The organism is Methanobrevibacter sp. (genome assembly GCF_045586545.1).
Lineage (GTDB): Archaea > Methanobacteriota > Methanobacteria > Methanobacteriales > Methanobacteriaceae > Methanocatella.
This window is the reverse complement of record NZ_JAZNAN010000010.1, coordinates 1-9132: the sequence shown is the minus strand read 5'-3', so window position 1 is coordinate 9132 and position 9132 is coordinate 1. Positions and strand designations below refer to the sequence as shown.

Sequence of the window (9132 nt, the reverse complement as noted above, 5' to 3'; positions counted from 1 at the left end):
ATTCATTATTTTCTTTTTTTATTGAATTTAAATAATTTTTTTAAAAAATCAAATAACAAATTTTATCTAATATTAATTTAATATAGATAAGCATATTATTCGAATTGAGTGATTATTATGATTTGGGTTACTGGCGAAGTTGATGGTAAAAAATATAAGGAACCATTTTCTAAAGGAATCATGTCTCGTTCCCTTAACGTTGCAGATATTGGGATTGAAAGAGCGCATATTATAGCCAGTGACATTGAATCTTATTTAATAATGAATAATATAACTGAAATCTCAATTGAGGAGCTGGCTGAGGTAGTTTTAAATCATTTGAATACCGTCGATTCAAAGATTGCCACTAAATATAAGAATTGGAGGTCACTTAGAACTTCTAAAAAACCATTAATTATTTTAATTGGTGGTGCATCAGGGGTGGGTACATCTTCAATGGCTTTTGAACTGGCAAATAGATTAAGATTAAAAAATATTATCGGTACTGATATGATTAGAGAGGTCATGCGTAAAATAGTTTCTGAAGAGTTAAGTCCAGTAATTCATAAATCAAGTTTTGATGCGCATGAAAGTATCAGAACACCTGCCGTTAGAATTGATTCAGTGATTGAAGGTTTTATCAGCCATGTTGATGTTGTTAATGTTGGTATTGAAGCTATTATCGAACGTTCAGTTAAAGAAGGAATTAGTACCATTATAGAAGGAGTACACGTTGTTCCAGGATTCATTAAGCAGGAATTGTTGGACAACAATAACATTATCATTTTTACTCTCACAGTTGATGATGAAGAAGCTCATAAACAAAGATTTTACGCTAGATGCAGACAGCCTTGGGTTAAAAGATCTCTTGAAAGATATATGGAAAATTTTGGTACAATTAGAAAAATCCAAGGATTTTTAGTTGAACAAGCAAAAATTCATGATGCTCATATAGTAAACAATGTAGATATTAATGAAACAATCGATATCATGATAAATGATATTCTTGAAGAATTCGGAGGAATAAACGATGTTAAACAAAAAAGTGAAAGAAATAATGACAACTGATGTCATTACAACAACATCTGATGTTGATGTTGTATATGCATTTGAAAAATTGATGGAATTTAAAATCAGTTCCCTGCCTGTAGTTGAAGGCGATAAGCTTATTGGAATTATTACCGCAACTGATGTAGGCCATAATTTGATTTTGGATAAATATGAATTAGGAACTAGTGTTGAAGAAATCATGATAACACCTGTTGTTACTGTATCTCCTGAAGATACCCTTGAAGATGCAATAAAAATCATGAAAGAAGCTGTTTCTTCTTCAGGAATCTTAAATCAACTTCCTGTAGTTGAAGATGGAAAATTAGTTGGAATTATCTCTGATGGAGATATTATTCAAGAAATTTTCTAATTTTACTTTTTATTTTTTTCTTATTTTTAATTTTAATCTTTTTATGACATTTACTGAAAATAAATTTTTTTCTAGAAAAACATTTTCTGTCTCTTTGTTTTGAAAATCAATAACATTTATATAATATTAAGGGCATATATTATTAGTGGCTAGACTGGAGGGTTAGGGGTCCTCTGTAAGCACACACCCCCTTTGGTGCGGTCGAAGTTCGGAAGGCGGCTTTTTAAGAGAGTGTAAGCCTATTAAAGACAGCATAGAAACCTCGTCCTACAGGATTGGTGGTGGTGAGATTTTTACTGGAGGGTAAAAATTAGTCATCTTCAATATGGAAACGGGTCAGGCCCGGAAGGGAGCAGCTTTACTGTTAACATTCAATGCTTGTAGAATCCCGGGGTGGAGTTGGATTTTTTAGATCACTTACATTTTTGCGATTAGTCCACTTCTGAACACGCCACTTATAAAAACGATTAAGTTTATAAATAATGTTTTACATAATAATGTAATATACTGTTTTTTTATGTCGGGATGGCCCAGCCTGGTACGGCGTCGGACTGCTAATCCGATGGTCTTATGACCACCCGGGTTCAAATCCCGGTCCCGGCGTTTTTAACTATTTATCTATTTCTTGTTCATGATTATAGTTTAGGCCAATTGGGCATGCATGAACTATCACGTATTTTACTTCCGGAACTTTTTCGATGATGTTATTTTGAACGATATGCACTATTTTATGTGATTCGTCTAGTGTTAAGTTTCCATCCATTTCAATATGCAAAGTAACGGTAGCATATGAACCTAAATAATCTACTTTAACATTATGTGCGTTTTGAACATAAGGACTGCTTTTATTGGCTATGTTTATTATTTTATTGATGAATTTTTCATCTGGAACTTTTCCCATAATATTATTAATATTCTCTTTACTGATTTCATACGCTGTTTTTAAAATCAATATCCCAATAATTAATCCGATTATTGGATCGAGTATCGGATATCCCATATTTGATACAACAACACCCACTAAAACTGCAATCGATGAAAAGATATCTGTTTTTTGGTGTTTTCCATCAGCCACAATAGCGGGACTTTTAATTTCTCTACCAATGTTTATAATATATTCACTGATTGCATAGTTGGTAAATATTCCAAAAATGGCCATTAATGCTGCATAAATGTCAGGGGTGGTGATAAGTGAAGGGTGGAGTAATTTATCTATGGCTCCGCTCATAATTTCATAAGCGACCATGGTTAAAAATAAAACAATTATCAACCCACTTATTGCTTCCGCACGTCCATGTCCTAATGGATGTTCATCATCTGCAGGTTTCTGGCCTATTTTAAATCCGGCATAGGCAATAACAGAAGTTGCAACATCAGATAATGTGTGGGCTCCTTCAGAAACCAATGCATAACTTCCGGACATTAATCCAACAGTAATATTCAAAACGGTTAAAAAGCAATTTGATACGATTGCAACAGTCGCAGCTTTTTTACCACCTTTAGTTCTTAAATCATCCATTAACTACACGCTCTTCTAAAATATCCATGGCCTTTTCAATGTTTTCATAGGAATTTGCATAAGACATGCGTATATGTCCTTTACCATTTAATCCAAATGCAATTCCTGGAACTGTAATGACTCCTGCTTTAGCAGCTTTCATAACAAAATCTTCATCTTCAATTTTTGGAAAGACGTAAAATGCTCCTTCTACATTAACGGTTTCATATCCCATTCCATTCAATCGGCTAACGATTAGGTCACGTCTTCTTTTAAATTCATTAACCATTTTATGAACTTCGTCTTGAGGACCGGTTAATGCTTCATAAGCTCCTCTTTGTGAGGTTGTGCTTGCACAGGCAATGTTGTATTGGTGTACCTTAAGCAATTCTTCAGTATAATCTTCAGTTGCGGTTAAATAACCGATTCTAAGTCCTGTCATGGCGTAAATTTTTAAAAATCCGTTTAATATTATTACATTGTCACTATATTTTGCAGGTGAATAATGTTTCTTATCATAAATTATTTTTTCATAGATTTCATCTGAAATAATTAAGAAATTTTTATCCATGGATAAGTCAGCTATTGCCTTCACATCCTCTTTTTCCATTACTGCACCTGTTGGATTTGAAGGTGAATTCAAAATGATTGCTTTGGTTTTGTCAGTTATTTTTTCCTCAACATCTTCAGCTTTAAGCTTAAATTCATTTTTCATAGTACAATCAACAGGTACAATTGTTCCGTTAGCTATTTTAACGCATGCTTCATATGACAGGAAACCTGGATCTGGAATCAGGACTTCATCACCTTTTTCAATAAATGCTTGGGCACATATGAATAACGCTTCACTGGCTCCAGCAGTAACAAGGATGTTTTCTGGATTAGTGTCTATTCCATTTTCATTTTTGAATTTTTTTGCAATTTCTTCTCTTAATTCAATGATTCCTTTGTTAGATGTGTAATGAGTATCATTTTCATCAATGGAATCTTTCATGGCCTGTTTAATATTTTCAGGAACATTAAAATCAGGTTCTCCAATTCCTAAGTTTATAGCATCAGGATTGGTAACTTCAAACATTTTTCTAATTAATGATAATTCTATTGATTTTGTTCTACTTGCCGGATCAATCATAACTTTTGCCTCATTTTTATTATTTATTTTCATATTATATATTATTATATATTATTATAGTAAATTTGATTTTTTCTAGTAATTATTTTTCACATGCCCCACAGTTATAGCATGGGGATGTTTCGCACCATGGAGTTTGTTTTAAATTTCTCAATCTTTTGTTTTCTATTTTTAAAAATCTTTCACTTACTCCAACGTCAATATTGTTCCAAGGTAGTGTATCATTGATATCATATTTTGGCATTAGTTCTTTCCAATCTTTTAGAGTAACCTCTTTTGTGAGGGATTTCTCAATAATTGCACCAACCTCCCTATTTCCACAAGACAATATATATTGAATCAAACCTTTTTTAGGACTTTCGCACTTAATATTATATTTTCGCATTTCCTTTTTAATATATCTGGTTTTCTTCTTAATGTCCTTAAAATCATATGGCTCCCATTGTAGTGGAGTGTGTGGTTTTGGAATAAGAGGATTTACACTGAATTTTACATTTTTAATGCTAGTGTGCATATTAGCTATTTTTTTCATGTATTCACAAAGTTCTTCAATGTCATCCATATTCTCTCCTGGAATGCCTATTAAAAAATATAATTTGATTTTAAAATCCAATTCAATTGCATTTTCTATTACTGTAAAAATTGTCTCTTCCAGTATCTCTTTATTGATGACTTTTCTCAGTCTCGCAATTGATTCGGGTGCTATGGTTATTGTTTTGAGACCACTTCTTTTTAGTGATTGCAATGTTTCTTTTGTAATTGATTCAATTCTTAGTGATGGAGTTGATATTTGAAAGCCTTCTTTTTCAAGACCTGAAATTAAATTTTCCAGATTGCTGTAATCCGAAACTGCAGCACCTATCAATGTAATTTTATCTATTCCAGTATTTTCACGATTTTCAATTGCAAGTTCTATAAGTTTTTCACAACTGGTTTCTCTGATAGGTCGGTACATGTAACTGGACATGCAAAATCTGCATCCTCTTGTACATCCTCTTGAAACATTTAGCATTATTGTGTTATTGAAAATGCTTTGATAGTTTTCATCATCACTTTTGCTGATTATTGGTTGGGTGATATGATATGCATCATCCATGTCATTTACAATAGTGATTTTTGTTTTGTTGTCAAATTCAGGAATGTAAATTCCAGGCACATCTAAATATTTTTTCAAATCCCTATCTTCACTTTCAAGATATTTGTCTAAAAATTTATTTATTGTATTTTCCCCTTCGCCAATGATGAAAAGGTCAATGTAGTCTGATAATGGTTGAGGGTTTGCAGTTGCACAAGGACCTCCGGCAATAATGAGGGGATCATTATCGGTTCGGTCCTTTCTTTTAAGAGGTATTTCAGAATTTTTCAGCATTTCCAATACATTGAAATAGTCCTCTTCAAATTGAATTGTAAAACTGAGTATATCAAAATATTTGCTTGGTGTTTTTGATTCTATTGAACGGATATCCGGAAAGATTATTCTCTCACACCATGTATCTTCACGTTCATTAATCTGATTATATAATATGTTGTAACCTAATGATGACATTGCAGTTCTATAAATATTCGGATAGCATAATCCAAAATGAATATCAATCCTCTTATGATTTTTCTGGAAAATATTCTTCTCATATAACATGCAATCGACCATTTTTAATTTTTTTCGAATAAATTCTTTATTTCTAATTTAATTGTTTCAAATTAATTGGTTTTTTCTAATTGACATAATATTTCATTGAATTTAGTTATGCATTAGTTTATACTATTTATTTTCTGCATACTGTTTAATTTGATTAAAAATATATTTTTTATGGAATTGCTTATAATTTAAATTAAATTCAAGCTATTTAATCTTATCTTAATGTATTTCACTACAAATGTTCTTTTATTTTAAATTTATATATGATTTTAATCTATTTTAACTAATTTGCTTGATTTAAATCGGTTTTTTTAATTTTTAAGTTTTAAAAACATTTATATAGGAATAAAATATATATCTTTATCCACTCATTATGAAATACTATACATTAGTATATATCATATTTTACTATAAAATTTTCGTAATGAGAACCAAGAGGTGGAAAAATTTCGATAAAAAATAAGGCATTGTTCATTTCTATTGTGTTAATAATGTTCTGTGTAATCGGAGCGGTTAGTGCAGTAGATTCAACTAATGTTTCAAATACAGAAGATTCAAATTTAGCGAACGATAATGTTTTAACATTATCCGAACAGAATAAATTAGAAATTTCTAGCGAGGATTCTATCTCAGCGACTAATATAGTTAATTCTCATGATGACGATTTGAATAATTATCCTGAGGGAAATGTTTCACAAAACATTTCTTGTTCAAGTTATGAGGATAATGACGGAATACTTCAAGCTTCCAACGATGAAGAAACTGATTCAGGTATTCTTGCTATGAGCCTAGTAAGTGTTTCATCTGGTGAGGATATTTTATCTGCTAGTTCTTCAAAAATATCTACAAAGTTAACAGTATCTGATACTCATTATTCAAAATCAGCTACTTATTTCAAAGTAACTTTGAAAGATAAGGATGGTAAAGCTTTAAACAAACAAAAGATTTCTTTAAAAGTTAATGGTAAGACTTATACTGCAACTACTGACAGTAATGGTGTTGCTTCAGTAAAAACTGCTGCTTTGGCAATTGGTACTTATACTGTCGCATTAACTTACGGCGGTAGTTCAAACTATGCTTCCTCTTCTCTTTCTAAGAAAGTTAAGGTATTATCATCCATAAGTGGGAAAGACTTGGAAAAGGAATACGGATATGTGTCTACATATAACGTAACATTTTGGAAAAATAATGGTGCATTAGCAAATACAAAGGTTTCATTTACCGTTAATGGAAAAACATATTCAAGAACTACTGATAATAAGGGTGTTGCCCATTTGGATGTTAATTTAGCACCAGGTCTTTATGCTATTACATCTGTCAATACATATTCTGGTGAAAAATTAATAAAACATATCAGTGTTCATAAGGAATTTGTTACTCTTAAACACGGTACTCAAAAGACATATGTTGCCAAAAATACTAAATATAAATTCTCCGTGACTCTTCAGGGTAGGAATGGGGATTTAGTTAAAGATGCTTCTGTTGTATTTAAGTTTAACAACACTAAAACAACTGTGAAGACTAATTCAAAAGGAGTGGCAACTTTGACTATTCCTGCTTTATCCAAAGGCAGTTATGATATCAGCTATCGTTTTAAAGGCGATACTTTACATAAAGGTCAAGCAGGTAATGGAAAAATATATGTTGTAAATCAAGCAGCTAAACTTAAAGCTTCAGATTTGAAGATGGTTTATAACGATGGATCTAAATTTAAGGTAACAGTTAAAGACCATAACAATAAAGTTTTGGCTAATAAAAATGTGAAATTTACACTTAACGGAAAAACCACAACCGTGAAAACTAATTCAAAAGGTGTGGCTTCCTTAGCAGTAGGCAATTTAAAACCGGCTACCTATACAGTAAAATATCAATATTCAAAACCGGGTTCAAAAGATTATAATCAAGGCTCTAAAAAAATCACTGTTTCAAAGATGACTGCTAAAATAACAGCATCAAATTTGAAAATGAAATATAACGATGGGTCATATTATAAAGTGACTGTTAAAAATAAAGCAGGAAAAACCCTTTCAAATGTTGATGTTAAATTTACAGTTCATGGAAAAACATATACTAGTAAAACTGATTCAAAAGGAGTAGCCAAAATTAAAATAGGCCTTGCTGTGGGTTATTATAACATTAAAAGTGAAGTTTCAAATACATATTATAAATCCAGTACGGTATCAAAACATATTTTAGTTAATGGAACTAAATTTGTTGCGAGTGAAAAATATGTTTTGCCTGGAAATAAAGTATCTTATTCAGTTAAATTAGTGGATGGTAAAAGCAATCCTATTAAAAATAGTGAAGTTAAATTCACTGTTGATGGAAAAACTTTTACAGATAAGACTAATTCAAAAGGAGTTGCTAAGATTTCATTAGGTGTTTTGGCTGGTGGAAACCACAAAGTTAAATATTCTCATCAATCATTTTCTGGTTCCTCAACAATTCATGTAGTGAATCATGTAACTTTAAAACAGTTGTTTTCCGCATCACAAACTGTAAAATCTTATATTAAAAAGAATCATAAATTACCAGATAGCGTTAAGATTGGTCCTAATACCTACTCTACTGCTCAATATTTATATTTAGCTTCTAAAGCTATTGTAAATTTAAAATCAGGTAACAAAGACAGTATTTCAGTTAAAGATATCGGAAATCCAACTGATCCTAAAGGTGCATCTAATTTAGGTAATCTAAATGATTATCTTAGTGTTGCAAAAACTGTTGTAAGCTATGGGAATTCTCATGGTAAAATGCCGGATTCCGTAAATTCAAAAGTAGGAAATATTGGTTATAAAGGTTTAGTTTATGCATTTTCACGTACTGTTGACTTTTATGGAGATAATGGTAGATTGCCATCATATGTAGAAATCAAATCTTTAAGTGGTTCTAGTTCATCAGGTATCAATCCACAAAATACAATTGATGATTTAACTGCATATCTATCTGCAGCTAAAAACTGTCAAGTTAATAATTCTAAAATCAAAGCACTTGTTGAAAAATTAACTAAAGGTTTGTCTAGTGATAAGGCTAAAGCTAATGCGATTTTTGAATATGTACGAGACACAATTTCTTATAGTTTCTATTATAACACTAAACACGGTGCTGTCGGTACATTAAATGCCAAATCTGGAAACTGTGTTGACCACTCTCATTTACTTGTGGCTATGTATAGAACAGCAGGCATTCCTGCTAGATATGTTCACGGTTCATGTACATTTTCTGGCGGAAGTACTTATGGTCATGTATGGGCTCAAGTTTTAATAGGTAATACCTGGACAGTTAGTGATGCAACAAGTTCCAGAAACTCGTTAGGAAAAGTAGTAAATTGGAATACTAATTCATATACTCTTAAAGGTTATTCTTCAAGTATAGACTTCTAATTTTCTACTATTATTTTTTTTAAATTTTTTTATTTTTTTAAATCTTTTTTTAATAGCTACTAATTTATAATAGTTTTAATAAAT

General features: G+C 31.2%; 6 protein-coding genes, 1 tRNA gene and 1 other RNA gene. 5 read left to right on the top strand and 3 right to left on the bottom strand.

What is annotated here, in order from left to right; genetic code table 11:
- Positions 1-117 precede the first annotated feature (117 nt).
- The 4 genes from ACKI3D_RS00870 (at position 118) to ACKI3D_RS00855 (ending at position 2002) form a co-directional block, all read left to right on the top strand.
- On the top strand, positions 118-1047 hold the full coding sequence (locus ACKI3D_RS00870; RefSeq protein WP_407391432.1) for a 2-phosphoglycerate kinase: 930 nt from the start codon (positions 118-120) through the stop codon (positions 1045-1047).
- On the top strand, positions 1010-1399 hold the full coding sequence (locus tag ACKI3D_RS00865; RefSeq protein WP_407391430.1) for a CBS domain-containing protein: 390 nt from the start codon (positions 1010-1012) through the stop codon (positions 1397-1399). The genes ACKI3D_RS00870 and ACKI3D_RS00865 overlap by 38 nt, the downstream gene beginning before the upstream one ends.
- Before the next feature lie 142 nt (positions 1400-1541).
- An RNA gene (gene ffs / locus ACKI3D_RS00860) (signal recognition particle sRNA) lies at positions 1542-1857 on the top strand.
- A 61-nt stretch (positions 1858-1918) separates the two neighbouring features.
- Positions 1919-2002: transfer RNA gene (locus tag ACKI3D_RS00855), tRNA-Ser, on the top strand.
- A 7-nt stretch (positions 2003-2009) separates the two neighbouring features.
- On the opposite strand, the gene ACKI3D_RS00850 is transcribed toward ACKI3D_RS00855, so the two are convergent.
- The 3 genes from ACKI3D_RS00850 to ACKI3D_RS00840 all read right to left on the bottom strand — a co-directional run bounded on the left by ACKI3D_RS00850 (position 2010) and on the right by ACKI3D_RS00840 (position 5665).
- Complete coding sequence (locus ACKI3D_RS00850; RefSeq protein ID WP_407391428.1) at positions 2010-2918, bottom strand: cation diffusion facilitator family transporter; 909 nt, start codon at positions 2916-2918, stop codon at positions 2010-2012.
- On the bottom strand, positions 2911-4029 hold the full coding sequence (locus ACKI3D_RS00845; RefSeq protein WP_407391426.1) for a pyridoxal phosphate-dependent aminotransferase: 1119 nt from the start codon (positions 4027-4029) through the stop codon (positions 2911-2913). Before ACKI3D_RS00845 ends, ACKI3D_RS00850 begins: the two co-directional genes overlap by 8 nt.
- Before the next feature lie 82 nt (positions 4030-4111).
- Positions 4112-5665 carry a radical SAM protein gene (locus tag ACKI3D_RS00840; RefSeq protein WP_407391424.1) on the bottom strand — a complete coding sequence of 518 codons (1554 nt, stop codon included), beginning with the start codon at positions 5663-5665 and terminating at the stop codon, positions 4112-4114.
- Positions 5666-6156: 491 nt separating this feature from the next.
- Between ACKI3D_RS00840 and ACKI3D_RS00835 the strand changes: the two genes are divergently transcribed.
- Entirely contained in the window at positions 6157-9048 is a 2892-nt protein-coding gene (locus ACKI3D_RS00835; protein ID WP_407391422.1) for an Ig-like domain repeat protein, read from the top strand.
- The last annotated feature ends 84 nt before the right edge of the window (positions 9049-9132 follow it).

What these genes read in the sequence shown, in the direction of transcription:
- ACKI3D_RS00865 (WP_407391430.1), top strand. Translation starts at nt 1,010, where the DNA reads ATGTTAAACAAAAAAGTGAAAGAAATAATGACAACTGATGTCATTACA.
- ACKI3D_RS00835 (WP_407391422.1), top strand. Translation starts at nt 6,157, where the DNA reads ATGTTCTGTGTAATCGGAGCGGTTAGTGCAGTAGATTCAACTAATGTT.
- ACKI3D_RS00850 (WP_407391428.1), bottom strand. Translation starts at nt 2,918, where the DNA reads ATGGATGATTTAAGAACTAAAGGTGGTAAAAAAGCTGCGACTGTTGCA.
- ACKI3D_RS00845 (WP_407391426.1), bottom strand. Translation starts at nt 4,029, where the DNA reads ATGATTGATCCGGCAAGTAGAACAAAATCAATAGAATTATCATTAATT.
- ACKI3D_RS00870 (WP_407391432.1), top strand. Translation starts at nt 118, where the DNA reads ATGATTTGGGTTACTGGCGAAGTTGATGGTAAAAAATATAAGGAACCA.
- ACKI3D_RS00840 (WP_407391424.1), bottom strand. Translation starts at nt 5,665, where the DNA reads ATGTTATATGAGAAGAATATTTTCCAGAAAAATCATAAGAGGATTGAT.